Genomic DNA, 22762 nt, shown 5'->3' on the forward strand with positions numbered 1-22762 from the left:
GCAGCCTCCCGACTCAATCCGCCGGCAAGCGAACCCGATACAAGGCGATCGGCAGCCGCATCGTCGAATGGCCGTGGTTGAACACCGGCGCGCCGTCGATCTGCGGCACCGGCAGGTAGAGGTGGCCCTGGCCGTCCAGGAAGGGCGCGTCGACCCAGCGCAGCCGCGCATCGCGCGCGAGCCGGGTGATCCGGCCGTCGGGCGCGCGGCGCATCAGCGTGTTGTCGGCCAGCGGCGTGTAGTAGAGGTTGCCGGCCGCGTCCATCGCGGTGCCGCCCACCGGCGGCAGCGCGAACCAGCGCCGCACGTGGCGCGCGAGTTCGGCGTCGCTGAGGTGGTCGTCGTCGAGGTAGCGCGTCTCGATCCGCGACATCGGCCCCGACAACGGCCCGAAGTAGAAAGTCTTGCCGTCCGGGCTCAGCTCGAGCGGATCGGCGTTCACGCGCAACGGCCGGCCGTCGGGCCCGCGCAGCACGCGCCCTGCCACCACGATGCGCGCATCGGGCGCCGCCTGCGCGAAGGCCATGCCGTCGAAACGGCGCCGCACCGCGCCGCTGTCGAGATCGAGCACCAGGATCGCGCCCTCGCCCGCGTCGGTCAGGTAGGCGTGCCGGCCGTGGATGCGCACGTCGTCGACATAGGTATGCGCGCGAATCGCGCTGGCCGGAAACGGGTAGACGCGCAGCACGCGGTCCTCGCGCGGATCGACCTGCACCAGCTTCGCGCCGTTCGGCACCGGCGTGCCGCCGAACTCGGGCGAGCCGGTGTCGACGATCCACAAGCTGCCGTCGGCCTCGCGATGGATCGCGTTGATGCTGACGAAGGCTCGCGCCGCGTCGGCGCCGGGCGTCCAGCCGTTCCAGGTCGCGTCGGGATAGGGGGCGAGCCGGCCATCGGCTTCGATGGTCGCCAGCGCCGGCCCGGTGCCGCCGGTCCATTTCGGGGAACTGACGAAGATGCGCCCGCGCGCGTCGAGCGCCACGGCGTTCCAGGGCATGGTGGTCGATTGCGCGACCAGTTCGAGCGCGGTGGTGTCGGCCGCGCCGGCGGCCGGGGCGCCGAAGCTGCAGGCCACGAGCAGCGCGAGCAGGGAGGAAAGAAGGATTCGAGGTGTCACGAGAGGCTCCCGCCGGAATTCGCACGCGGCCCGATTGCCGCGTTTCGGCCGCCGATTATCGATAGCCGGGCGAGCGCGAAACACCGCGCATCGACGGAAACAGCTTCGTCGCCGCGACGAAAATCGCTGCATCGGGAATGTTCCGAATCGCCGCTTCCGGCCGATGTCGCCAGCGCGTCTTCAACGCACCGCCGAAAATGTTTCCGGGCCGCGCGGCTGGATCGCGGCGCCTGCCGTTCGCATGATGAGGCCATCCCCATCCATCAACGGAGCCCTTCATGCCCGCCTCGCCGACCATCACGCTGGCCACCATCGACCTGAGCTTCCATCATGCCGCGGCCGGCGTGGTGCGCGCCGTGCTCGAACGGCACGGCGTGGCCGTCACCGAGCGGCGCGCGGCGCACGAGGCCGCCTTCGCGATGCTCGCCGACGATTCGGCCGACCTGCTCTGCAGCGCCTGGCTGCCGGGTAGCCACGGCCGGTATTTCGACCCGCTCGCGGCCAGCTTCGAGAAGCTGGCGGTGCTCTACACGCCTTATGCGTTGTGGGGCGTGCCCGCCTACGTGCCTGTCGACGAGCTCGCTTCGGTGGCCGACCTCGCGAAGCCGGCCGTGCGCCGCCGCATGACGCCGCTGATCCAGGGCATCGGCCCGGGCGCCGGCATCAGCCGCTTCTCGCGCGAGATCATCGACCATTACGGCCTGGCCGCGCTCGGCTACCGCTTCGAGAACGGCACGCTGGCGGATTGCGTGGCGGCCTTCGAACGCGCCGTGGCCGCGCGTGCCTGGGCCGTGGTACCGCTCTGGCGACCGCAGTTCCTGTTCGCGCGCCATGAGATCCGCGAGCTGGCCGAGCCGAACGGCCTGCTGCGCGGCACCGACCAGGCCACCCTGCTGATCCGCCGCAGCCGCCTCGACGACCTGCCGCCGGCCGCGATCGCCGAGCTGCGCGCGCTCTCGCTCGGCAATGCCGCCGTCACTCAACTCGACCTGGCCGTGCACCAGGGCCGCGATGCGCTCGAGGCCGGCCGCGCCTGGCTGGCCGACGCTCAGGCCGACGGCGCGTCGAGGTAGTCGCGCACCCGCGCCTGCAGCGCATCGCGCAAGGCGGTGACGGTGGGCGAGATCAGCGTGCGATGGGTGGTCACCAGATGCAGCGGCGCCGGCTCGCCCTGGTGGTCGGCCAGTGCCTGCACCAGAGTGCCGGCGCGCAGGCTGGCCAGCACGTCGAGCCGCGACTTGTAGGTCAGGCCATGGCCGGCCAGCGCCCAGCGATGCACCAGCTCGCCGTCGTCGGCCACGCGGTCGCCGCTCACCTTCACCGGGTGCGCCTCGCCGGCCGCGTCGAAGAAGGTCCATTGCTGGTGGATCGTATCGCCGAGCGCGAGACGCAGGCAGTTGTGCGAAGCCAATTCCGCCGGCGTGCGTGGCATGCCGTGCTCGGCGAAATAACGGGGCGCGGCGCACAGCACGCGCCGGTTGTCGGGCGCGAGCGGCAGCGCGACCAGCGCGGAATCATGCGGCGGCCCGTAACGCACGGCCAGGTCGACGGGCTGCCGGTACAGGTCGGCGATGCGATCCGAGAGCCGCACGTTCAGGCGTACCGCGGGATGCTCGGCGAGAAAGGCGTCGAGCCAGCCGAACAGCAGGTTGCGGCCCAGGTCCGAGGGGACCGACAAGGACACCTCGCCGCCGATCGTGTGCCGGCCCGCCGCGATCGCGGTGCGTCCCGCCTCGGCCGCGGCCAACATGCCGCGCGCGTATTCGAGGTAGCGCTCGCCGTCGGGCGTGAGCCGCAGGTTGCGCGTCGAGCGCGTCAGCAGGCGCGTGCCGAGCGCGGCCTCGAGCCGCTTGAGCGCGGCACTGGCCACCGCGGGCGTGATGTCGAGCGCGCGCGCGGCGGCCGACAGGCTGCCGTTGTCGGCCGTGCGCACGAATACGCCGATGTCTTCGAGTCTTTCGATCATGCCGGGTCGATGAAGTGGGCCTGGGTTCGGGAGGCGATTGTCGCATTCAGGCATCGCGAGCCGGTCGATACGAAGCGGAAGGCGGAAATCCGAAGACAGAAAAACGAAAGCACGATGAAATATCGAAAATGGGTGGAATGCTCCGGCTCGTGTCGATAGGAAAAAACTGAAAGCTCCAACCGACGCCACCTGCCACGCCCTGCCATCGCCCTTCTCCCATACCATCATGGCTGGATTGCGTTTCGCTCGAAACAGCATCGCCCGACGCATGTTCTGTCACATTACAAAATTAGCATTTCATTTTTTCAAAACTCATACTCGAATAGCTCGACTGTCAGGATTCTTTGACATTCGGCGAGCGCGGCGTTCGCGGCCGCGTGCGTATCGAGCCGTTGTTGTGCAAGCCGCGTGTCCCGTTTCGACAACCCACCTACTCGATGAAAAAGAACATCGCCATGACATTCTCAAGGACCGGTATTTCCTGTCTGCTGCTCGCCCTGGTCGGCAGCGTGGCCCTGACCGCCTGCGGCGGTGACGACGATCCCGCCACGCCGCCGCCGGCCCGGACGCCTACCGCGCTGAAGACGCTCGACGGCAATGCGCCGCTGGTGATCGGCCATCGCGGCCTGCCGGGCCTATATCCCGAGGAAACGCAGGTGTCCTACGAAGCGGCCGCCGATGCCGGCGCCGATTCGCTCGAGGAAGACCTGCACCTGAGCCGCGACTGCGTGCTGGTGGTGCGCCACAACCCCTGGCTCAGCGACAACACCAACGTCGCCGACGTCGCCAAGACCAATGCCGACGTCGCCTCGCGCAAGCGCACCGTGCCCGGCGTGCGCGTGCCGGTGAAGTGGACCACCACGGCCACCACCGGCCCCTCGACCTACCTGTCCGACCTGACCAACCCGGCGGACCCGAAGTCGGTGCTGAAGTCGCTGATCGTCGACGGCGAGGACCACACCAACGACTGGTCGATCACCGACTTCACGGTGGCCGAGCTCAAGCAGTGGATCCGCGGCACCACCTACGACGCCAAGGACGTGCGTCCCACCGCGCTGAACGGCCAGTTCCCGATCCTGACCATGCAGGAGGTGTACGACATCGCGCGCGCGAAGTCGGCCGTCACCGGCAAGCCGTTCACGATCTACCCGGAATCGAAGAACCCCTACTGGAACAACCAGCAGGCGATCGCCAACGGCTGCGGCACAGGCACCCATCCGTTCGAGGACGCGATCGTCAAGTTCCTCAACGACAACAACCTGAACACGCGCACCGCGCCGGTGTTCGTGCAGAGCTTCGACCCGGCCAGCCTGAAATACATGCGCGCGCGCGGCGTGCAATCGCGCATGGTGCAGCTGATCGACGGCAACGGCGTCAACTACCAGACCGGCGAGATGATCTACCAGACCAACGATGACTACGCCTTCGTCGACGGCCGCCCCTACAGCTGGACCATCAACGGCGATTCGCGCTGGTTCGGCGACCTGCTGACGCCGGCCGGCCTGGCCGACATCAAGACCTACGCCGACGGCATCGGTCCGTGGAAGCCGCAGGTGTTCGCCTGGAAAGCCACGCCGTGGAAGGACAAGAACGCCGACGGCACGCCCTACGCGGGCTCGCTGGCCGACGTGAACTCGGTCGAGCCGACCAGCCTGATCGCCGATGCGCACAAGGCCGGCCTGTTCGTCCACTCGTACACGTTCCGCAACGAGGCGCGCTACCTGCCCGGCAAGTACAAGGGTGATCCGGTGGGCGAATACCTCGACGCCTACCGCGCCGGCATCGACGGCGTGTTCTCCGACTTCACGAACACGGCCGTGGCCGCGCGCGCGCAGTACCTGAAGGAAACCGGTCGCTAAGCGCGCCGCCCGGGCCGCGATGCACCGACACGAATCCGCCTCGCCGGCGGCGCGGGATTTCAGCGCCGCCGGTCCCGCCGGCTTCCCGCCTTGGCAGATTCACTGCCGCTTTCAATAAACAGTCGTTTGAATTGGAATTGCATTCCGGCAATTACGGATCCAATCGTCAATTAGCGAATTCATTCTGATACGAGTATTTATCCCGCTGTCCGGCGAATCGGCCCGCCTGCCCCACCCTGCCTGTTCCAACAGGCACGGCGCGGCATCGCTTCCGGATATTTACATCGAGCCGTCAATTCATTACGAAAACCATTCAAATTATCTTATCTAACTTTTTTAGATATTCCTGAAAAAAGTTTGTGACGCTGATTTGACGATGCTACTATCCACGTCGAAATCGACCGGCGATTTTCTGTAGTCGTTCCCTGATTGAGATTCGAAAAAAACCGGCGCCATCCTGGCCGATGGCAAACCGGCGTCGTATCGGCTGGCGGGCTCGTCCCGTGGTGCCAGCCTGCTTCCGCGTCACGGCTTCACACGAATTGCTTAGCAATCCGCATCAATGGGTCTCTTTGCAGAATACCGTGCGTGTCTCGACCGGCGCGATCCGCCGGCCCCGCCGCGCGCGGACGAACCTGCGCGATGCCTACCGCAGAGCGCAGCGGCAGTGACGAAGTCGTCCAATCATCCGAGGGGGAATCATCCAATGAATCGTGTTTCCGGTAATGTTCGCCAGCATTTCACCAAGCTCCTGATCGCATCGGCCGCGCTCGCCGCATTCGGCATGCAGGCCGGCCATGCGGCCACGCAACAAGGGTGGACCACCACCCGTACCAAGGCCTTCCTGCCTCTCGTGCAACCTGCCGCGAGCACCGCGGCCGCAGCCTCGCTCACGTCCTCCGCCGGCCTCACCCAGGCGGCCTCGAGCCTCGATCTCGCGAGCGGCGCCGCCGTTCACGTGACGGTGGGCCTCAAGCTTCGCAACGAGGCCCGGCTCGACCAGTTCATCGCCAAGCTCCAGCACGGCAGCGGCGGCGGCTTCCTCACGCCGGCGCAGTTTGCAGAGCAATATGGCCCGACCCAGGCGCAGGCCGACGCGGTGGCGGCGCACCTGCGCGCCTCGGGCTTCACCAATGTGCAGATCGCGCCGAACCGCCTGTTCGTGACGGCCGACGGCACGGCCGGCACGGTCAAGCAGGCCTTCAACACGCAACTCAAGCAGTTCACCACCGCCAAGGGCCGCCGCGTGTTCGCCAACGCGCAGGACGCGCAGGTGCCGAGCTCGCTCGGCGGCGTGGTCGACACCGTCCTGGGCCTGCAGGACGTGGTGGTCGCGCACACCTACCACCATCGCTTCCAGCCGTCCGAGCAGCAGGGCGAGGCGGCAGCCTCGCTGACGCGCGCCGTCGCTGCCGGCACCGCCACGGGCCACAACCCGGTGCAGTTCTCGTCGATCTACGACGCGGGCTCGACGCCGAGCGCCGCCAACACCACGGTCGGCATCATCACCTACGGCAGCCAGACCCAGACGGTGAAGGACCTGAACACCTTCGCGAGCGCCAACCATCTCGCAGCGGTGTCCTCGCAGGTGATCAACACGGGTGGCTCTGGCCGCACCTACAACAGCGGCGACCTCGAATGGCAGCTCGACAGCCAGTCGATCGTCGGCGCGGCGGGCGGCGCGGTGCAGAAGGTGGTGTTCTACAACGCACCGGACGATGCACAGACCGACCAGGCCCTGCTCGACGACATCTCGAACGCCTTCAACCGCGCGGTCAGCGACAACGTGGCGAAGGTGATCAACGTCTCGCTGGGCTGGTGCGAATCCGACGCGGACGGCTCCAGCATCCGCGCGGCCGACAACAACATCTTCAAGCAGGCGGTCGCGCAGGGCCAGACCTTCTCGGTGTCGAGCGGCGACGAAGGCGCCTACGAGTGCAGCACCAGCCGCGTCTCGGGCGTGGGCGGCGTGCCGAACACCACGCACTACTCGGTGTCGGCGCCGGCCAGCTCGCCGTACGTGATCGCCGTGGGCGGCACCACGCTCTACACCTCGGGCAGCACCTGGGCCAACGAGACGGTGTGGAACGAAGGACTGCAGGCGATCGGCTACTACGACAACGAAGGCGACTACGATTCGACCAAGCGCCTGTGGGCCACCGGCGGCGGCTACAGCACGGTCGAGGCGGCGCCGTCGTGGCAATCGTCGAGCGTCACCGGCACCTCGAGCGGCCGCGCGCTACCCGACATCGCCTTCGACGCGGCATCGAGCACCGGCGCGATCCTGTACTACAACGGCAGCACCACCGACGGCAGCGGCAACCCGAACCAGGTCGGCGGCACCAGCCTGGCCTCGCCGATCTTCGTGGGCATCTGGGCGCGCCTGCAATCGGCCAACGGCAATGCGCTCGGCTTCCCGGCCGCGAGCCTCTACCAGTACTTCCCGAGCAATGCGTCCCTGCTGCACGACGTGACCTCGGGCAACAACGGCAGCGGCAGCTACAAGGGTTTCGCCGCCGCCACCGGCTGGGACGGCTCGACGGGCTTCGGCAGCATCGACATCTCTAAGCTCTACAGCTTCATCAAGAGCCATTCGGATTTCGCGCGCTGATCGCGAGCCGGCACGCGTGAACCGGCCGGTCGGGATTCGATGACCGACGCTGATGCGCGCGTGCGATGCCTCCATCGCGCCGCTTCCTCCCGGGAGCGGCGCGTTTTTCATGGTGCGCGGCGCTCCACGAAAAAACCGGCCGAAGCCGGTTGTCCATGAAGGTGGCACGCAAGCGCCCGTTCAACGACGGCCCGCGCCCCACTCCGCCATGTAGCGGGCCGGCGGCGCGCCGAGCGTCCTGCGAAACATCGTGACGAAGGTGCTGGCGCTCTCGTAGCCGAGTTCGTCCGCGACCTGCTGGATCGACATGCCGTTCGCCAGCCACTGCACGGCCAGCATCAGGTGGAGCTGCTGGCGCCAGCGGCCGAAGCTCATGCCGGTCTGCTCCGTGACGCGACGTGCCAGGGTGCGCTCGCTCAGGCCCGCGCGCCGCGCCCACACGCGGATCGTGCCGCGATCGGCGGGCCTGGCCATGATCGCCTCCGCGATCCCGCGCAGGCGCGTGTCGCCCGGCATCGGCAGGTGCAGCTTGCCGGCCGGCGCCAGCGCCAGTTCATCGAGCAGCAGGGTCATCAGATGCGCGGCGAGACCGCCGTCGGGATACTCGACGGGCAGGCTGGCGGAGCGGATCACCAGCTCGCGCAGCAGCGGCGTGGTCGCCAGCACGCAACAATCGGCGGGCAAGGCCCCTGCCGCCTCGGGATCGACGAACACCACGTAGCACTCGAGCATGCCGGCGGAAACGAACTTGTGCCGGATCCCGCCCGGGATCCAGATCGCGCTTTGCGGCGGCACGATCCAGAAGCCGCCGTCCACCTCGCAGGTGAACACGCCGCGCAGCGCCAGCAGCAGCTCGCCCTTGTGGTGCTGGTGAAATTCCATCGCCGCGCGATGGCGCAGATCGCCGGCGGGGCCGCCGTGATCCTCCAGCACGATATCGGCGGCGCCGATCGTGACCACCGGCCGCGGCACGCGATCCGGGTCCACCCAGTCGTCAAGCGAGGCAAGTCCGCTCAGGAAAGGCATGTCGATGTTCCCGCCGCGAGGGCGTTCCGGTGATTGGCAAGAATTCCATACAGTTTGGCATCTTCGCCCAATGCCGGGGCGCGTCCACGCCCTTACGCTAGGCAGGCGATCGCAAGCGACATCCTCTCTTCGACATCATTTGGACTACTCCTCATCATGAATTCATTGAACACGACCCGCGTGGCCGACACGCTGCAGCGGCTGTTCCAGCAGGCCGAACAGGCCGACCAGGCGCTGCTGGCGCAATTCGAGGCCGAGCATGCCGGCGGATCGCTCGATGACGCCCTGCGCGAGGTGTTCGCCGAGGAAGCGCGCGACCTGCAGGGCTACTATCGCGGCCTGGCCGACAACTTCCTGAACGTCACGCCGCAATACGGCCGCTTCCTCTACCAATGCGCCCGCGCGCGCAAGGCGAGGCGGATCGTGGAGTTCGGCACCTCGATGGGCATCTCGACGCTGCATCTGGCGGCCGCGCTGCGCGACAACGGCGGCGGGCGGCTGATCGGCACCGAGCTGGAAGCGGGCAAGGCCGCCCGGGCGCGCGCCAACCTCGAGGCCGCGGGGCTCGACGACCTGGTCGAGATCCGCGTGGGCGACGCGCGGCAGACGCTTGCCGAACTCGACGGCGAGATCGACCTGGTGCTGCTCGACGGCGCCTTCAGCCTGTACCTGCCGATCCTGACGCTGCTGGAGCCGCACCTGGCGCCGGGCACGCCGATCCTGGCGGAGAATGCCGTCGAGCGGGGCAACGCCTACCTCGACTACGTCCGCGACCCGGCCAACAGCTATCTGTCCCAGCCGATCCCGATCAGCGAGGGCCGCGGCAACGAACTGAGCGTCGCGACCTGGTGATGACGTTCCAGGCCGGGCCGATATTGCATCGATAATCGAATGAACCGGTTTTCCGGGGCACCGGATCCCGGTTCGGCGCCTAATCTAAAGGCTCGTGCTTGCCGGCGAGCAAACCGAACCCGCCGCAACCGTCAACCTGGAGACCCGCCATGCCGCTGAATCCGCTGCGCCGCGCCCTGTGGCTGCTGCCGCTCTCGATCCTGCTCGGCAACACCGCCTCGGCGCAGAGCTGCATCTCGACGCAATACGGCGCGCTCGCGCAAGGCAGCTACACGATCCAGAACGACGAATGGGGCCTGGCCAACAACCCCGGCGGCTGGCAGCAGGTCTGCACCGGCAGCGCCGCCGGCAACAGCTGGTCGTCGACCTGGTGGTGGGCCACCGGCAGCGGCGGGATCAAGTCCTACCCGAGCATCTATCGCGGCTGGCAGATGGGCGCCTGGTCGCCCGACCCGGGCGGCTTTCCGGTCCAGGTGTCGAGCCAGGCGCCGCTGCCCACCCAGGTCAGCTACAGCATGAGCGGCAACAACCAGTACGACGCGGCCTACGACCTGTTCTTCTCGCCCTCGACCAACCCCGGCTCGCCCTCGGGCGAGATGATGGTCTGGCTTGCCTACTCGGGCAATCGGCCGGCCGGCAACCTGGTGGCTTCCGGCGTGACGCTGGGCGGCATGGACGGCAGTTGGGACGTCTACCAGGGCAGCAACGGCTGGCCGGTGTGGAGCTTCGTGCGCACCGCGCAGACCACCAGCTTCAGCGGCAAGCTCCAGCCCTTCATCTATTACCTTGCCTACACCAAGGGCTGGCTGAACCCGAGCTGGTACACGCTGAACACCCAGTTCGGCGTCGAGGTGATCCAGAGCAACGGCGCCAACGGCTCGGTGAACGTCAGCAGCTTCAGCGCCTCGGCACGCTAGGTATCGCGCTTTTCACCAAGCCGACGAATCTTTCATTTTTATTTCGCAATCCCTGCCCCAAAACAGGGATTCGCATCGAGTTTTCAAACGACAGGCACAATATGCGTCGGCGACGCCTCCGCGCCGCCGTTCGCCAGCCGAACGGTCCCGGCCCGCGCCGCCGCTCCGCCCTCTCGATGCCGTCATGAACCACGATACTGCCAGCCGTAGCGTCACCGCCCCGCGCGCGACGAACTCACCCCGTTTCCTGCTGTTCCTGATCTGCCTGTTCGCCTCCGCCGGGCAGCTCGCGATCGACATCTACGTGCCCGCCCTGCCGGCCATGGCGCATTTCTTCTCGACCTCGCCGCAGGCGATCCAGTCGAGCGTATCGGGCTACATGGCGGCCTACGCGCTGGGCCAGCTGATCTTCGGCCCGGTGGCCGACGCCTATGGACGCAAGCGCGTGCTCGCCTTCGGCCTGGTGATCTACACCATCGGCTGCCTGCTCTCGCTGGGCGCGCCGAACCTGGAAACCTTCATCCTGGCGCGCTGCCTGCAGGGCTTCGGCATCGCCACCACCAACCTGCTGGCCAAGGCGATCATCACCGATTCGTTCTCCGGCCAGGCGCTGATGCATGCCTTCACCTACATGTCGATCGCCTGGGGGCTGGCGCCGATCATCGCGCCCGTGATCGGCGCGCACCTGCAGGAATGGTTCGGCTGGAAGGCCTGCCTGGTGTTCCTGCTGGTCTATTCGCTGATCATGTGGGCGCTGCTGTGGCGCTATCGCGAGACCCTGCCCAAACCGGTGAAGCTGGAGCCGCGCACGCTGGTGACGAATGCCGGCAAGGTGCTGTCGAGCCCGGTGTTCCAGAGCTGCTTCCTGGCGCAGGGCGTGTGCTACAGCATCCTGCTGGTGTTCAACATCATCGGGCCGTTCATGGTGCAGAGCACGCTGCACAAGCCGCCCACCTACTTCGGCTACCTGGCGCTGGCGATCGGCGCGATGTACTTCTTCGGCGGCCTGTCGAACCGGATCCACAGCGCGGCGCTGCCGACTTCGGAGCAGCGCCTGCGCATCGGCGCCTATGTGATGGCCGCGGCCTCGGTGGCGATGCTGGTGTTCGCGCTGACCATCGGCCTGCGCGTCTGGACCCTGGCGCTGCCGGTGTTGGTGATGGGCTTCTGCGCCGGCGCGATGTACCCGACGCTGATGGCCAAGGGCAACTCGCTGTTCCCGCATATCGCCGGGCTGACCAGCGCGATCCTCGGCTGCGCGCTGCTGCTGGTGTCCTCGGCGATGATGGGGCTGGCCGGCTTCGTGTCGGTGCGCGAGCTCACGCCGCTGGCGGTGTTCTTCGTGATCCTCGCCGTGGTGGTGGTGGTGATGGTCGGCAAGCTGCTGCGCCACCTGGCCCGGGCCACGCCGCCGCAGCCGGTGGCCTGCCGCGGCGAGACGGCCTGAGCCGGCCGCCCGCTGCGGCATGAGTTCGCGAACCAACGCACAACGCTGGCCAGGCAAGCGGCTCGCTCGCGATTTTTTCCTGCGCAGCCCGCTGGAAGTCGCACCGCAACTGCTCAACAAGGTGCTGGCCGCGGCCGATGGCCGGGCCGGCCGCATCGTCGAGGTGGAGGCCTATCTCGGCGCGATCGATCCGGCCGCGCATACCTATCGCGGCAAGACCCGGCGCAACGCCACCATGTTCGGGCCACCGGGGCACATGTATGTCTACTTCACCTACGGCATGCACTGGTGCGCCAACTGCGTGTGCGGCCCCGAGGGCGACGGCAGCGGCGTGCTGATCCGCGCGCTGGAACCGCTGCATGGGCTGGATGCGATGCGCGCGGCGCGTGGCGAGCGGATTCGCGATCGGGATCTGTGTCGCGGGCCGGCACGGCTCACGCAGGCGCTGGCGATCACCGGCGCCCAGGATGGAGTCGATCTGATACGCGCCGACGAGGGGTTCGCGGTGGTGGACGACGGCACCGCGCCGCCGGAAAACCCGGCTTGCAGCACGCGGATCGGGATCAGCGTCGCGAAGGATTTTCCGTGGCGGTGGAGCGTGCCGGGGAGCCGATTCGTGTCGGGAACGGCGGTGGCGAATGGGGGCTCGGGGATGGCTTCGGCGTAGCGAAGCACACGCCACGCCGCCCACGCCCGCCCCTCGCCCGCGCCCTTACTTCCCCGCCCCCTCGCCGCGCACCCGCTCGGCCGCCGCCACGATGGCATCGGCCACCGCCCGCGGCTGGCTCAGCATCTCCACATGGCTGGCGCCCACGCGCGTAACCGTCGCGCCGATCCGCTCGGCCATCCGCTGCTGCAGCTTCGGATCGATCATCATGTCCCGGGTCGCCACCACGAAGCTCGACGGCTTGTCGTGCCAGGCCGCCTGCGTGACCTTGTCCTCGATGCAACCACCGAACCAGGGCCCCTGCGTGGCCGCCACGACATCCTGCTCGGCACGCGGCAGGTCGGATGCGAAATCCTCGTGGATCGCCTTGTCCGAGAGCGTCATGAAACCCGCCGAATCCTTGCGCAGCTCGCCCACCCAGGCCGGCGGCGGCGCATCCTTGGTCAGGTCGGCGATCGACTGGCCGTTGTCGGGCGCGAAGGCCGCCACGTAGACCAGCGACTTGACCTTCTCCTCGTTGCCCGCCTGGCTGATCACCACGCCGGCCCAGGAATGGCCGACCAGCACCACCGGCCCGTCCTGCTGCTCGATCACGCGCCGGGTGGCCGCCACGTCGTCGGCCAGCGAGCTGAGCGGATTCTGCACCGCCACCACGTGCAGGCCGCGGGCCTCCAGCAGCGGAATCACCTTGCTCCAGCTCGAGCCGTCGGCGAACGCGCCGTGCACCAGCACGACATTGGTGCCCTTGAGGTCGGCCACCGGCGCGGCGCTCGCCACGCCGGTCGCGCCCGCGAACACACCGCCGGCCAGCGCGGCCGAGATCAGCATCCCCTTGATCGAAACCTTCATCGTTACTCCCCCTTCCATGGATTGTCGAAATAAGTCGTGAACGGCGAATGCCTGCGCCGCCGAAGCGGCAGGCGCCAGGCCAACCGCCCTTGCATCAGGAATGCGCGTACACCGCACCGAAGCCCGGCACCTCGTCGCGCGCCGCCTGCGATCGAACCGTCGCGCGACGATGCGCGGCCGGCTTCGGCGCGCGCTCGTCGTCGGCATCGAACTGCGACAGCGACGGGCTGTTCTGGTCGCTGCGCACACGCACCAGCGCGGCCTGCAGGTCCAGCGGGTATTGCGCGTCGTAGCCCGCCGGGTGGTAGCCGGCCTGCTCGACGCGGACCAGGTCGGCGCGCACCTCGGCGCGCGTCAGGCCCGGCGTGCTGCCGGCGAACGACAGCACGGGCGTGCAGGCAAGCGCGGCAAGGACGAGCAATCGGGTGGTGTTCATGCGTTTCTCCTGATATCGGGCGATGGATTGCGGGGTTCGGCAGCGGCGCATTCCGCGTGTCGTCCGCATGAAGCCATTTGAACCGCCGGACGTATCCGGAATGTTTCCGCACGGGGCCTGCCGTGCAAGCCAGTTTTTCCACGGCGGCCCCGGATACGAAACGCTACAAATCCACCGCCCGATCGGGCCGGGTCAGGCGTTGCGCAGCGGCCGGAAACCGGCCCGCACTTCCTGCGCGAACAGCAGCGGTTCTTCCCAGGCCGCGAAGTGGCCGCCCTTGTCGACCTCGTTGAAATAGATCAGCTTGTGATAGGCGCGCTCGGCCCAACTGCGCGGCGCCTGGTAGATCTCGCCCGGGAACACCGTGATCGCGGTCGGCAGGGAGATGTCGACGGCATTGAAGTTGTTCGAATGGTCTTCCCAGTAGATCTGCGCGGCCGAGGTGGCCGAGTCGGTCAGCCAATACAGCGAGATGTCGTCAAGGATCTCGTCGCGCGTCAGCGAGCGCTCGGGCACGCCGCCGCTGTAGGTCCATTGCGAGATCTTGTCGTACATCCACGCGGCCTGGCCCGAGGGCGAATCGGCCAGCGCGTAGCCGACCGTCTGCGGGCGCGTGACCATCATCGCCGAGTAGCCGCAGTTGTCGCGATAGAAGGTGCCGAGCTTGTCGTAGGCGGCCTTCTCCTTCGGCGACAGCCCGGCCGGCGCCGGCGCGTCGAGCTGCAGCAGCCTGGCGATCTCGGGCGGCACGGTGGCCGGCATGTTCACGTGGATGCCGACCAGCCCCTTGACCTTCTGCATCGCCATGCGATGCGAGACCACCGAGCCGCAGTCGCCGCCCTGCGAAACGAAGCGCGTGTAGCCCAGGCGCGCCATCAGCTCGCCCCAGGCGCGCGCGATATGGTCCGAGCCCCAGCCGGTCCTGGTCGGCTTGCCCGAGAAACCGAAACCGGGCAGCGACGGCACCACCACATGGAAGGCATCGTCGGCGCTCGCGCCATATGCCGTCGGGTCCGACAAGGGGCCGATCGCCTTCAGCAGCTCGAAGATCGAGCCGGGCCAGCCGTGCGTCATGATCAGCGGCATCGCGTTCTCGTGGCGCGAGCGCACGTGGATGAACTGGATATCGAGCCCGTCGATCTCGGTCACGAACATCGGGAAGCCGTTCAGCTTGGCCTCGCCCTTGCGCCAGTCGTAGTCGGTGCCCCAGTACTGGATCAGCTGCTGCATGCGCGCGAGGCGCACGCCCTGCGATTCGTCGGCCACGGTCTCGCGCGACGGCCAGCGCGTGGCGGCGATGCGGCGGCGCAGTTCGACCAGGTCGGCATCGGGCACGCGGGCGCTGAAGGGGCGAATCGCGGTATTGCCCGCGGCCGCGCGCGCCGCGGCGGGCAGCATGCCCAGCGCGCCGGCCGCGGCCGATGCCGCGAGCAGGTGGCGCCGCATCGGGGAAAACTCGGAGTGAGACATGGTTCTTATCCTTGTTCCAGTGGTTGATCAGACCGCGTCGCCGGCTCGTCGCGATGCCGGCTGGCCGTGGCGGTGACAGCCATTGGAAAGATTCAATGTATCGGGCATGTGTGCGTCATGTACCGCTTTGTATCCGCCCGACCGAAACGCTGAGTTTTCCTGATCTTTTTCGTTTCGCCTTTACGCCTTGGCCGCGTACACGACACGCCGACGCCGCCAGGGAATTCCCTTGCGCGACAGTCACCTGCATGCGGCACGCCGGGCGCCGTCGCGCGCCATTCGCGCGCGCGGCTTCGCACGGCCGCGCAATGCCGCTCATACGAAGGTATTAAGGCCTCGATATCAATGCATGGGAAGCGGCAGATGCAGGTCTCATGGAATCGGGATAGGTGCCGCCGCTATGCTTTTTCCCATCGGTTCACCTGCTGCTGCCGATCGATTCCGGCTCGCCCGGAACCGCCCGGCAAGTGCGCCGCCACCTTGACGACGCCAACGCGATCCGGCCCGCCCGGCTCGCCCCCGCCCCTGACGACTGGAGAGATATCGATGATGCCGACCGCCCATGAACTGCCCGGTCTCGCCTGTGACGACATCGCGGCGCGCGCGCTGCTCGACATGCTGTTCCCGCCCGTGGGCGGTCTGCCGGCGCGCCCGGCACGGCGCCGCGCCGCACGTCCGGCACGCGACGAGGCCGCCGCCGCGCGCGAATGTCCGTTCGACGCGCGCCTGTGCCCGGATCATGTCGCCGTGATCGACCGGCCCTCGCCGGGCTCGATCACGGTGACCTGGAGCGATCCGCGCTTCGGCAAGCATTCCGAACAGATCTGGCATACCGCGCTGTCGCACGGCCCCGCCGTCTGCGCCTTGACCGGCCGCGAGATCCCGCGCGGCAGCCGCGTGTTCCGGCCGCGCAAGCGCGATGCCAACGAACCGGCCGACTACCCGTGGATGATCCTGTCCTCGGTGATCGACGCCGGCATCGAGTTGCCGATCGCGAACGCGGCCTGCCGCCGCCAGGCCGGCGCCCTGCTCGGGCAGGTCCGCTGACAAGCAGGCAGACGGGCCCCAAGGCCCGCGGATGACCCGGCAAGTCTCCTGCCGGGCCCGGCGCGTGTTCGTGCCGGCGCCCGGATTTCGCGGGCGCTCCCTCCACCGAGGCAAGCGCCCGTTTTGTATCCCAGTGTGTATCGCACGCCGCCCGTTACAGACGCTTGCGCAAATCCCGCGCGGCGGACAAGCCCCGGATACACCGGTGAGCTGAAATCCTTCCCGTGTCCTCCCTGCCTCGCGCGGCCCGCCCCGGCGCCCGCCGCGCGACCACCGACCTCGACCCGGATCCGATCATGTTGCTGATACTCATCGCCTTCCTTGCCGGCGTGCTCACGGTGCTGAGCCCCTGCATCCTGCCCGTGGTGCCCTTCGTGTTCGCCAGGACCGACGGCCCCTTCGTTCGCACCCGCCTGCCGCTGCTGATCGGCCTGGCGGCCAGCTTCGCGCTGGTAACGGGCCTCGGCGCGGCCGGCCTGGGCGGCATCGCGCAGCTCAGCCGCTACGGGCGCTGGCTCGCGCTCGGCGGCTTCGCGCTGTTCGGCGTCGCGCTGTTGTTCCCGGCCCTGGCCGCCCGCGTCGGCCAGCCGCTGACGCAGGCCGCCAACTGGATCATCGGCCGCTCGCAGCAGGCCGGCCCGCGCCGCGGCGTGCTGTCGGCCGCCCTGGTCGGCGTCGCCACCGGGCTGCTGTGGGCGCCCTGCGCCGGCCCCGTGCTCGGCCTGATCCTCACCGGCGCGGCGCTGCATGGGCTGTCGTGGTGGACCATCGCGGCGCTGGCCGCCTACGCGGCCGGCGGCGCGGGCTCGCTGGTCGTGATCTCCGGGCTCGGCCAGCGGGCGATGCAGATGCTCAAGCGCCGCGCCGGCTTCGGCGAGCGCCTGCGTCGCGCGACGGGCGCGGCGGTGCTGCTCGCGGCCGGCGCGATCGCGCTCGGCTTCGATACGCAGGCGCTCGCGCAACTGCCGAGCACCCCCACCAGCGGGCTCGAGACGCGCCTGGTGGGCCTGCTCGGCAAGCACGGCGCCGACGACCAGGGCAAGGCCACGCGCCAGACGCCGCCGGCGGCGCCGGCCGCCGCGCCGATCCGCCTGCGCGACGAGGGCGAACTGCCGATGCTCGACGGCGCGAGCGGCTGGCTCGATTCGCCGCCGCTCACGCGCGATGCCTTGCGCGGCAAGGTGGTGGTGGTCAACTTCTGGACCTATTCCTGCATCAACTGCCTGCGTACGCTGCCCTACCTGAAGACCTGGGCCGAGCGCTACGGCAAGGACGGCCTGGTGGTGATCGGCGTGCACACGCCCGAGTTCGGCTTCGAGCGCGATCCCGGCAACGTGCGCCGCGCGCTGAAGGACCTCGGCATCCATTACCCGGTCGCGACCGACAACGACTACCGGATCTGGCAGGCGTTCGACAACCAGTACTGGCCGGCCTTCTATATCGCCGACGCGAACGGCCGGATCCGCTTCCACCACTTCGGCGAGGGCGGCTACGACGACGCCGAGCGCGCGATCCGGCAGTTGCTGGCCGACGCCGGCCACGGCATGCCGGCGGCCGACGGCGGCGCGCCGGTGGCGACCGGCGCCCTGGCACCGGCCGACCCCGACGACATCGGCTCGGAGGAAACCTACGTGGGCTACCGCCAGGCGCAGGGTTTCGCCTCGCCCGAGCCGGTGCGGCCCGACCACGACGCGGCCTACAGCACGCCGGCGCGGCTCGCGCTCAATACCTTCGCCCTGGCCGGGCAGTGGAACGTGGGCGCCGAATCGGCGGTGGCGACCGCGCCAGGCGCGCGCCTGAGCTACCGCTTCCACGCGCGCGACCTGCACCTGGTGCTCGGGCCCGGCGCCGACGGCCGTCCGCTGCGCTTTCGCGTGAGCATCGACGGCGCGCCGCCCGGCGACGCGCATGGCGCCGATGTCGCCGCCGACGGCAGCGGCAGCATCGACGCCTCGCGCCTGTATCAACTGGTGCGCCAGCGCGGGCCGGTACGCGACCATACCTTCACGATCGAATTCCTCGATCCGGGCGCCAAGGCCTTCAGTTTCACCTTCGGTTGAGCGTGGCGCTGCCGGGGCCTACCGGCGGCGGAAGGCAAAAACCCCCGGATCGCCGATCAGGCGATTCGGGGTTTCGTTCATGTGGGGCGCCATAGCGGCCATGGCGGGCCATAGCAGGCCGTGGCGGGCCCCGCCGGCCCTTGGCAGGCCGGCGCCGGCCATACCCCGCCCATGCCCTTCCGACAAGCCGCTCCACCGATTTTCCCCGCTTTCGCACCCCGGAAATACCGGGTCGGAATCCCTGCTGCCCCGAGATTTGTGTCGCAACGTATCCGCCCGCGTATCCGATACATGTGCTTGCAACAAACCCGGTTCGACGAAACACACGAGATACGTGCGCCGGTTGTAATGCTTTCACGCCGGACGCAAACGCAAGCCGGCCAGTCACCCGGCCGGCAACGACCGGACGACGCGAAACCCCGACGCACCACCGACCACTGAACCGTTCCAGGAGAACACCATGAAAGTCTCGAAGATCGCCCTGTCGTTTGCCCTCGCCGCCTCGTTCGCCGCCGCTTCCTCGGCCTTCGCCTCGGTGCCCGCCCAATCGGCCCCGGCCCAGGACACCGTGCAGACGCAAGTGTCCCGCGCGATGAACGCACCGCTCACACGCGCCGAAGTCCGCGCCCAGTTGATCGAAGCGCAGAAGGACGGCCAGCTCGCCGCCCTGCAGAACCTCTATCGCGGCAGCTGATCCTCACGCAGCCACGCAGCACCACCCGACATTCCCTCAAGCACGAACGAACACTCACTGAAACTGGAGAACACCATGAAAGCCTCGAAACTCGCCCTGTCGCTCGCCGTCGCCGCCCTGTCCGCCACGGCAGCCAGCGCCTTCGCCGCGATGCCCGCCCAATCGGCTCCGGCCCAGGACACGGTGCAAACGCAGGTCGCCCGCGCCATGAACCATCCGCTCACGCGTGCCGAAGTCCGCGCCCAGTTGGTCGAGGCGCAGAAGGACGGCCAGCTCGCCGCCCTGCAGGACCTCTATCGCGGCAGCTGATCCGCGCGCAGTCACGCAGCATCACCCGACCTTCACCCAAGCACTGCCGAACACTCACTGAAACTGGAGAACACCATGAAAGCCTCGAAACTCGTCCTGTCGCTCGCCGTCGCCGCCCTGTCCGCCACGGCAGCCAGCGCCTTCGCCGCGATGCCCGCCCAATCGGCCCCGGCCCAGGACAGCGTGCAAACGCAGGTCGCCCGCGCCATGAACCATCCGCTCACGCGTGCCGAAGTCCGCGCCCAGTTGGTCGAGGCGCAGAAGGACGGCCAGCTCGCCGCCCTGCAGGACCTCTATCGCGGCAGCTGAACGCCACGAACCAGCGACCGTCCACTCCCACACTCATCGACTCGAGGTAAAGCATCATGTTCAAGCCCTACCTGATCGCGGCGGTCGTCGCCGCCGGTATCGCCGCGGCCCCGGCCGCCTTCGCCAGCGGCTACGGCCCGGCCCCGCACTACGACCCGCTCGCCGGCGCACCGGCATCGCAGCGCGGGCAGAGCGCGCAGACGCTCCACGCCGAAGCGGCGCAATGGATGATGGACCAGGCCGATGTCGCGAAGACCTCGTATGGCGCCGAAGGCCATGCCGGCGCGGAATCGGGCGCGCGTCTCGCGCCGGTCGACACGGCCTCGCTGTATGCGCATCACTGACGGACTCGGATCTCCGTCCCGGGATGTCGCTTCGCCAGGCAGCACGCGAAACGCCATGCCTTTTGTCATCGAGCAACACGGCGGCCGGCGCGGAACCCCGCGACGCCGCCGGCAGGCAGGCAATCAAGCGGTACCTGCCGCTCTAGAGATGCAGTCGAATCGCTTCGACGCCGCCGCCTCGCGATCCTCAGGCGATCCTCAGGCGATCACCAGCGGCAGCCGCAAGGTGGCCTCGAGCCCGCCGCCCCGACGATTGCGCAGTTGAAGATCGCCGCGCATCGCCTTCACCAGCCGGCGCGCGATCGCCAGGCCCAGGCCCGAACCCTTCGCCTTCGCGGCTGATTCCGGCGCGCGATACCAAGGTTCGAACACCGCCGCCAGTTGCGAAGGCGCGATGCCGGGCCCCGAATCGAGCACCGCGAGCACCAGGTGCTGGGCCTCCACGCGCACGCGCAGGCGCACGTCGGTGCCGTAGCGCAGCGCATTGTCGATCAGGTTCATCAGCACGCGGCGCAGCGCATGCGGGCAGGTGACGATCGGCCGGCCGACCCGGCCATCCAGTTCGACCACGCGCCCCGCGTCGTGATAATTGTCGACCAGCGTATCGAACATGCGATCCGCGTCGACCCGGCGCGGCGATTCGAGCCCGCCCGACTGGGTCCGCGCGCAGGCCAGGCTGGCCTCCACCAGTTCGTTCATCTCGGCGAGATCGCCGGCCATCGCGTCGCGCATCGCCGTGTCGTCGAGCATCTCGCTGCGCAGGCCGATGCGCGTGAGCGGCGTGCGCAGGTCGTGCGCATAGGCGGCCTGCACCACCAGCAGCTCGGCCTCGCGCTCGGCCGCCTGCCGGCCAGTGCCGTTGATCGCCTCGATCAGCCGGTCGAGCGCCGCGCCGCCGTCGGGCGGCAAGGCCGCGCGCGTGCCCTCGCGGCACTGCCGTTCCAGCGCCGCGGCGAGCCGCGCGATGCGCCGGCGCTGGCCGCGCAGGCGCGCCAGCGCGTGGGCGGCCAGCAGCGCGAAGCCGGTGCCGGGCACGATCATCAGCGTCATCATCAGCAGGTGCGCATAGGGCCGCTGCATGCTCAGCGCCATCGCGCCGTTGACGGCCAGCGTGGCGCACATGAAGCCGATCCGCACCAGCGCCGCATGGCGATGGCCGCGATAGGCGACGCTGCGGGTCAGCCGGCGCAATCGCAAAAGCGGCATGGCGGCAAGCGCGCGGGGACGCGCGGACAACTCGAGGGCGTTGCTACGCAGCAAGGTCAGGGTCCTGTTCATTCCGGTTCTCCCGTCTCGATCGGATCGAAGGCACGGTGCACATGACACCATGGCCGCCGGGAGGCGCGCTATCAGACGAGAGGGCGTCCACCCCCTACCAAGGTTTATCGGGCGATGCGCAGGTTCAGGTCGCGGGCGGCGCGGGCCACAGGCCGAGCGCGCGGCCGATCCACGACTCCAGCTCCGAGGCGTCGATCGGCTTGTCGATCACGCACAGCGCGCGGCTCGCGTTGGCGCGCTCGAGCGTGCGGCCCGAGGCGAACGCGGTGATGAAGACGGTGGGGATCAGGATGCCACGCGCTTCGAGCAGCGAGAGCAGCTCGACGCCGTCGGTGCCGGGCATCTGCACGTCGCAGACCAGGCAGCCGGTGGCCGCGAGCGTATCCGATGCGAGGAATTCGTCCGCGGTCGCGAACACGCGCGCATTCCAGCCGAACGAACGCACCAGGCTGCTGGTGGCGGCACGCACGAACGGATCGTCGTCGACGATGGATACGAGCTGGTTGGCGTCTACGGACAAAAGAAATCTCGCTCATGACCTGGTGAACGAGGCGGCTCATCCGACCATCGTCCGGGGACTAGAGTACCGCGGCGCGGGGGGCGCCAACCATCATATCGAAGTATAGGGTGGCCCCGCCGCGCGCCCGCGTGGCGGGCCGGAAGCCGCGCCGGGCAGGCATTTTCGCGACGCGGCGGCGGCGCCGGGCCCGCTAGCGCGGCGCCAGCCGCTCGATGCCGAGCGCTTCCATCTTGCGCACCAGCTCGGCCACCGAGCGCGAGTTCATCTTGCGCATGGCCTGGCCGCGATGGATCTTCGCGGTGATCTCGGCGATCCCCATGCTGGCGGCGATCTGCTTGTTCATCAGCCCATCGGCCACGTGCCGCAGCACCTCGCGCTCGCGCGGCGTCAGCGACTCCCAGCAGGCACGCGCCTCGCCGAGCTGGCGGTCGGTGGCCAGGCGCGCCGCGTCGCGCTCCAGCGCGCTGATCACCGCGTCGATCATGTCCTGGTCGCGGAACGGCTTGGCGAGGAAATCCATCGCACCGGCCTTCATCGCCTTGACCGTCATCGGGATGTCGCCATAGGCGGTCATGAAGATGATCGGCATGTGCGGGCCGCCGTCGTCCATCAGGGTGCGCTGGAAGGCCAGGCCGCTCTGCCCCTTCAGGCGAACGTCGAGCACCAGGCAGGCCGGGCCGCCGTGGCGCGGCGCGGCGACGAACTCCTCGATCGAGCCGTAGGCGCGCACCTCCAGGTCGATCGAGCGCAGCAGGCCGGCCAGCGCGCCGCGCACCAGCTCGTCGTCGTCGACGACGTAGACGATGCGGGCATCGCGGCGCAAGGCGGGATCGCTTTCGGGGGGACGGGAATAGGACATCGTGGTCAGGGCATGGCCCGTGAAGGCGGCCGCCGCGCGGGCGGCCTGGGTTCGGGGGCGCCGCCGCGGCGGCAGGCGACGGGACGGCCGATGCGGCAGGCCCGGCCAATCGAGCGCGGCGTATC

Annotated in this window: 23 protein-coding genes; 13 read left to right on the forward strand and 10 right to left on the reverse strand. The window is 68.8% G+C overall.

Going from position 1 to position 22762, the window contains the following annotated elements:
• Positions 1-13: 13 nt before the first annotated feature.
• Complete coding sequence (locus tag BM43_RS08505; RefSeq protein WP_042284959.1) at positions 14-1117, reverse strand: L-dopachrome tautomerase-related protein; 1104 nt, start codon at positions 1115-1117, stop codon at positions 14-16.
• 55 nt (positions 1118-1172) lie between these two features.
• Positions 1173-1397 carry a hypothetical protein gene (locus BM43_RS41510; RefSeq protein ID WP_162487440.1) on the reverse strand — a complete coding sequence of 75 codons (225 nt, stop codon included), beginning with the start codon at positions 1395-1397 and terminating at the stop codon, positions 1173-1175.
• On the opposite strand from BM43_RS41510, the gene BM43_RS08510 reads away from it, so the two are divergent.
• Positions 1396-2190, forward strand: coding sequence for a glycine betaine ABC transporter substrate-binding protein (locus tag BM43_RS08510; protein ID WP_036055882.1), 795 nt, complete (start codon positions 1396-1398; stop codon positions 2188-2190). The two genes, BM43_RS41510 and BM43_RS08510, sit on opposite strands and share 2 nt — an antisense overlap.
• Here BM43_RS08510 and BM43_RS08515 read toward each other — a convergent pair.
• Positions 2166-3083: a LysR family transcriptional regulator gene (locus BM43_RS08515; protein WP_217281869.1), complete on the reverse strand. Its 918-nt coding sequence runs from the start codon at positions 3081-3083 to the stop codon at positions 2166-2168. The genes BM43_RS08510 and BM43_RS08515 overlap by 25 nt on opposite strands.
• A 455-nt stretch (positions 3084-3538) precedes the next feature.
• On the opposite strand from BM43_RS08515, the gene BM43_RS08520 reads away from it, so the two are divergent.
• Positions 3539-4942 (forward strand): glycerophosphodiester phosphodiesterase family protein, encoded by a 1404-nt coding sequence (locus BM43_RS08520; protein WP_036057208.1) that lies wholly within the window; start codon positions 3539-3541, stop codon positions 4940-4942.
• Positions 4943-5648: 706 nt separating this feature from the next.
• Positions 5649-7553, forward strand: a complete 1905-nt coding sequence (locus BM43_RS08525; RefSeq protein ID WP_036055881.1) for a S53 family peptidase — start codon at positions 5649-5651, stop codon at positions 7551-7553.
• Positions 7554-7733: 180 nt separating this feature from the next.
• On the opposite strand, the gene BM43_RS08530 is transcribed toward BM43_RS08525, so the two are convergent.
• Positions 7734-8579 (reverse strand): AraC family transcriptional regulator, encoded by an 846-nt coding sequence (locus BM43_RS08530; protein WP_025097909.1) that lies wholly within the window; start codon positions 8577-8579, stop codon positions 7734-7736.
• A gap of 156 nt (positions 8580-8735) precedes the next feature.
• On the opposite strand from BM43_RS08530, the gene BM43_RS08535 reads away from it, so the two are divergent.
• The 4 genes from BM43_RS08535 (at position 8736) to BM43_RS08550 (ending at position 12462) form a co-directional block, all read left to right on the forward strand.
• Positions 8736-9431 (forward strand): O-methyltransferase, encoded by a 696-nt coding sequence (locus BM43_RS08535; protein ID WP_036055880.1) that lies wholly within the window; start codon positions 8736-8738, stop codon positions 9429-9431.
• A gap of 149 nt (positions 9432-9580) precedes the next feature.
• Positions 9581-10348 carry a GH12 family glycosyl hydrolase domain-containing protein gene (locus BM43_RS08540; RefSeq protein ID WP_036055879.1) on the forward strand — a complete coding sequence of 256 codons (768 nt, stop codon included), beginning with the start codon at positions 9581-9583 and terminating at the stop codon, positions 10346-10348.
• Positions 10349-10532: 184 nt separating this feature from the next.
• The gene (locus tag BM43_RS08545) at positions 10533-11795 is read left to right on the forward strand and encodes a multidrug effflux MFS transporter (protein WP_036055878.1); all 1263 of its coding nucleotides are present in this window, start codon (positions 10533-10535) and stop codon (positions 11793-11795) included.
• 19 nt (positions 11796-11814) lie between these two features.
• Positions 11815-12462, forward strand: coding sequence for a DNA-3-methyladenine glycosylase (locus tag BM43_RS08550; protein WP_036055877.1), 648 nt, complete (start codon positions 11815-11817; stop codon positions 12460-12462).
• A gap of 45 nt (positions 12463-12507) precedes the next feature.
• Here BM43_RS08550 and BM43_RS08555 read toward each other — a convergent pair whose 3' ends face one another.
• The 3 genes from BM43_RS08555 to BM43_RS08565 form a co-directional block, all read right to left on the reverse strand.
• The gene (locus tag BM43_RS08555; RefSeq protein WP_036055876.1) at positions 12508-13311 is read right to left on the reverse strand and encodes an alpha/beta fold hydrolase; all 804 of its coding nucleotides are present in this window, start codon (positions 13309-13311) and stop codon (positions 12508-12510) included.
• A gap of 94 nt (positions 13312-13405) precedes the next feature.
• Positions 13406-13747, reverse strand: coding sequence for a DUF4148 domain-containing protein (locus BM43_RS08560; protein WP_036055875.1), 342 nt, complete (start codon positions 13745-13747; stop codon positions 13406-13408).
• Positions 13748-13939: 192 nt separating this feature from the next.
• Entirely contained in the window at positions 13940-15217 is a 1278-nt protein-coding gene (locus BM43_RS08565; protein ID WP_025097902.1) for an epoxide hydrolase family protein, read from the reverse strand.
• A gap of 546 nt (positions 15218-15763) precedes the next feature.
• Between BM43_RS08565 and BM43_RS08570 the strand changes: the two genes are divergently transcribed.
• The 6 genes from BM43_RS08570 to BM43_RS08595 all read left to right on the forward strand — a co-directional run bounded on the left by BM43_RS08570 (position 15764) and on the right by BM43_RS08595 (position 19980).
• Positions 15764-16264, forward strand: a complete 501-nt coding sequence (locus BM43_RS08570) for a DUF3331 domain-containing protein (protein ID WP_052409157.1) — start codon at positions 15764-15766, stop codon at positions 16262-16264.
• A 296-nt stretch (positions 16265-16560) separates the two neighbouring features.
• Positions 16561-18324 carry a cytochrome c biogenesis protein DipZ gene (locus BM43_RS08575; protein WP_036055874.1) on the forward strand — a complete coding sequence of 588 codons (1764 nt, stop codon included), beginning with the start codon at positions 16561-16563 and terminating at the stop codon, positions 18322-18324.
• 460 nt (positions 18325-18784) lie between these two features.
• Positions 18785-19018: a DUF4148 domain-containing protein gene (locus BM43_RS08580; RefSeq protein ID WP_036055873.1), complete on the forward strand. Its 234-nt coding sequence runs from the start codon at positions 18785-18787 to the stop codon at positions 19016-19018.
• Positions 19019-19093: 75 nt separating this feature from the next.
• Positions 19094-19327, forward strand: a complete 234-nt coding sequence (locus tag BM43_RS08585; protein ID WP_036055872.1) for a DUF4148 domain-containing protein — start codon at positions 19094-19096, stop codon at positions 19325-19327.
• A 75-nt stretch (positions 19328-19402) separates the two neighbouring features.
• Complete coding sequence (locus BM43_RS08590) at positions 19403-19636, forward strand: DUF4148 domain-containing protein (protein ID WP_025097897.1); 234 nt, start codon at positions 19403-19405, stop codon at positions 19634-19636.
• 56 nt (positions 19637-19692) lie between these two features.
• Positions 19693-19980, forward strand: coding sequence for a hypothetical protein (locus BM43_RS08595; protein ID WP_036055871.1), 288 nt, complete (start codon positions 19693-19695; stop codon positions 19978-19980).
• Between the two features lie 198 nt (positions 19981-20178).
• On the opposite strand, the gene BM43_RS08600 is transcribed toward BM43_RS08595, so the two are convergent.
• The 3 genes from BM43_RS08600 to BM43_RS08610 form a co-directional block, all read right to left on the reverse strand.
• Complete coding sequence (locus BM43_RS08600) at positions 20179-21258, reverse strand: sensor histidine kinase (protein ID WP_036055870.1); 1080 nt, start codon at positions 21256-21258, stop codon at positions 20179-20181.
• A gap of 124 nt (positions 21259-21382) precedes the next feature.
• On the reverse strand, positions 21383-21778 hold the full coding sequence (locus tag BM43_RS08605) for a response regulator transcription factor (RefSeq protein WP_036055869.1): 396 nt from the start codon (positions 21776-21778) through the stop codon (positions 21383-21385).
• Positions 21779-21968: 190 nt separating this feature from the next.
• The gene (locus BM43_RS08610; protein ID WP_036055868.1) at positions 21969-22637 is read right to left on the reverse strand and encodes a response regulator transcription factor; all 669 of its coding nucleotides are present in this window, start codon (positions 22635-22637) and stop codon (positions 21969-21971) included.
• Between the last annotated feature and the right edge of the window lie 125 nt (positions 22638-22762).

The organism is Burkholderia gladioli (assembly GCF_000959725.1).
Taxonomy (GTDB): Bacteria; Pseudomonadota; Gammaproteobacteria; order Burkholderiales; family Burkholderiaceae; genus Burkholderia; species Burkholderia gladioli.

Bases quoted from the DNA above. Each gene is read 5' to 3' on its own strand.
- BM43_RS08510 (WP_036055882.1), top strand. From the start codon at position 1,396: ATGCCCGCCTCGCCGACCATCACGCTGGCCACCATCGACCTGAGCTTC.
- BM43_RS41510 (WP_162487440.1), bottom strand. From the start codon at position 1,397: ATGAAGGGCTCCGTTGATGGATGGGGATGGCCTCATCATGCGAACGGC.
- BM43_RS08515 (WP_217281869.1), bottom strand. From the start codon at position 3,083: ATGATCGAAAGACTCGAAGACATCGGCGTATTCGTGCGCACGGCCGAC.
- BM43_RS08520 (WP_036057208.1), top strand. From the start codon at position 3,539: ATGACATTCTCAAGGACCGGTATTTCCTGTCTGCTGCTCGCCCTGGTC.
- BM43_RS08525 (WP_036055881.1), top strand. From the start codon at position 5,649: ATGAATCGTGTTTCCGGTAATGTTCGCCAGCATTTCACCAAGCTCCTG.
- BM43_RS08530 (WP_025097909.1), bottom strand. From the start codon at position 8,579: ATGCCTTTCCTGAGCGGACTTGCCTCGCTTGACGACTGGGTGGACCCG.
- BM43_RS08535 (WP_036055880.1), top strand. From the start codon at position 8,736: ATGAATTCATTGAACACGACCCGCGTGGCCGACACGCTGCAGCGGCTG.
- BM43_RS08540 (WP_036055879.1), top strand. From the start codon at position 9,581: ATGCCGCTGAATCCGCTGCGCCGCGCCCTGTGGCTGCTGCCGCTCTCG.
- BM43_RS08545 (WP_036055878.1), top strand. From the start codon at position 10,533: ATGAACCACGATACTGCCAGCCGTAGCGTCACCGCCCCGCGCGCGACG.
- BM43_RS08550 (WP_036055877.1), top strand. From the start codon at position 11,815: ATGAGTTCGCGAACCAACGCACAACGCTGGCCAGGCAAGCGGCTCGCT.
- BM43_RS08555 (WP_036055876.1), bottom strand. From the start codon at position 13,311: ATGAAGGTTTCGATCAAGGGGATGCTGATCTCGGCCGCGCTGGCCGGC.
- BM43_RS08560 (WP_036055875.1), bottom strand. From the start codon at position 13,747: ATGAACACCACCCGATTGCTCGTCCTTGCCGCGCTTGCCTGCACGCCC.
- BM43_RS08565 (WP_025097902.1), bottom strand. From the start codon at position 15,217: ATGTCTCACTCCGAGTTTTCCCCGATGCGGCGCCACCTGCTCGCGGCA.
- BM43_RS08570 (WP_052409157.1), top strand. From the start codon at position 15,764: ATGATGCCGACCGCCCATGAACTGCCCGGTCTCGCCTGTGACGACATC.
- BM43_RS08575 (WP_036055874.1), top strand. From the start codon at position 16,561: ATGTTGCTGATACTCATCGCCTTCCTTGCCGGCGTGCTCACGGTGCTG.
- BM43_RS08580 (WP_036055873.1), top strand. From the start codon at position 18,785: ATGAAAGTCTCGAAGATCGCCCTGTCGTTTGCCCTCGCCGCCTCGTTC.
- BM43_RS08585 (WP_036055872.1), top strand. From the start codon at position 19,094: ATGAAAGCCTCGAAACTCGCCCTGTCGCTCGCCGTCGCCGCCCTGTCC.
- BM43_RS08590 (WP_025097897.1), top strand. From the start codon at position 19,403: ATGAAAGCCTCGAAACTCGTCCTGTCGCTCGCCGTCGCCGCCCTGTCC.
- BM43_RS08595 (WP_036055871.1), top strand. From the start codon at position 19,693: ATGTTCAAGCCCTACCTGATCGCGGCGGTCGTCGCCGCCGGTATCGCC.
- BM43_RS08600 (WP_036055870.1), bottom strand. From the start codon at position 21,258: ATGAACAGGACCCTGACCTTGCTGCGTAGCAACGCCCTCGAGTTGTCC.
- BM43_RS08610 (WP_036055868.1), bottom strand. From the start codon at position 22,637: ATGTCCTATTCCCGTCCCCCCGAAAGCGATCCCGCCTTGCGCCGCGAT.